Consider the following 1,428-nt stretch of genomic DNA (forward strand, 5'->3'; position numbering starts at 1 on the left):
TAACACCATTCAGTTAAGAGGATCGTGTTTTAATTGGGTAGCGAGTTTTACTTACTCTAACGGTCCTGTCTTTGGGCCGTTTTCTTTTTTCTGGCAGTATAAACTGTTTGACGTTCTCACGCATAGCTCGAAGCTTTTTCGGTATACTTCCTGGTGTTGCGATAGCACACCACATTAATTCATCTTGAATATATCGCATTGCCATAACAAAGCTTATTCTCAGTGGTGATACATCGGCTTCTTTAGCGATTTGGCTTATTTCAACTCGGATCAAATTATAAGCGATAAGTATCCCCCAAATTTCCTGATAAATACCTTCAACAGTTTTGCTTCTAAGTAGGATATTCTCATCCAGTTGATATTGCTTGATTTCTCCATAGCCATTTTCGATTTCCCAACGTTCGAAATATACGCTTAGGATGTCTTCTGCTGAATATTTTTTTGCATCGGTCAATGAGCTAACCACGCCAATTATATGAGTGCTTTCCTTCCTTTCACCGTAGGTGGTAAGCCTTGCCTGCCATGTTTTAGGCAAATCAGGATGTTGTTTTTTAGCATCTCGTGAAACTGTCATTTCGACAAGAAAGTCATTGTCACCGTATGTTTCTAGTACTTTGTAATTAGTGTTAGATTTAATAGGTGTCATCCAATGGATATTTTTATCTTTTTTCTGCCAGTCTGTCATCAATTTCGCACTTATATAGCAGTTATCGAATATGGTTAGAGAGTCTGATGGAACTGAATCTTTAAGTTGTCGAGCATAGGTTATTTCGCCAGAGCTGCACGGGCCAAACCTCACATCACGTATCATTCGGCTTCTCAATGACATTAGGGCGCACAACCGAGCGACTGGATATACAGACTTTTTCGTCTTTTGATTACTGATATGACCAAAGTGTTCAGAAGTCTCTTTGCCATCTGTACAACGTAATGTCGTGCCATCAATAGAAAATAGCTCTAAGCCATTCCACCTATCATTAGCATCTTCACGCTGACACCAATGCTCTGAAGTAAGGTTGAATAACGCCTTGAGTGGCTTTGCTGTTAGTCGTTCTCTAGCTTGAGGTACCGCGCTAGGAGCAACTGATTCACCAAGTTTATTTGTAAGCGTTAAATCTAATTTAGATACCACTTCACTGATTGGTCTATTTCGATAAAGTCCAAGACCAACGACTAACCAAACAACGAGTTCAGCGGGGAGTTTGCGTCTTCTCATACTCGCTTTATTGGTTTCATCTAATGCTTGCTCAATCCATTCCATAGGTAGTTCTTTCTGAAATACCGATAAATCTTCAGGTGCAGCAAATAACTCTGTATCAATTAACCAATTTGAAAGCATGAAAATAACCCTTATTAAATATAAGGGGCTATTGTCGTATGATCCTTTTTCCTGTCAACCGATCGTTTTCCTTAACTGATCGGTGTTAG

At 39.5% G+C, this 1,428-nt stretch carries 1 protein-coding gene; it reads right to left on the reverse strand.

All coding sequences use genetic code 11. From position 1 onward, the window contains the following. Nucleotides 1-13 precede the first annotated feature (13 nt). Entirely contained in the window at nucleotides 14-1,339 is a 1,326-nt protein-coding gene (locus ND16A_RS05675) for an IS4 family transposase (RefSeq protein ID WP_033078363.1), read from the reverse strand. Nucleotides 1,340-1,428 lie beyond the last annotated feature (89 nt).

This window comes from Thalassotalea sp. ND16A (assembly GCF_000764205.1).
Lineage (GTDB): Bacteria > Pseudomonadota > Gammaproteobacteria > Enterobacterales > Alteromonadaceae > Thalassotalea_A.

Bases quoted from the DNA above. Each gene is read 5' to 3' on its own strand.
- ND16A_RS05675 (WP_033078363.1), bottom strand. From the start codon at position 1,339: ATGCTTTCAAATTGGTTAATTGATACAGAGTTATTTGCTGCACCTGAA.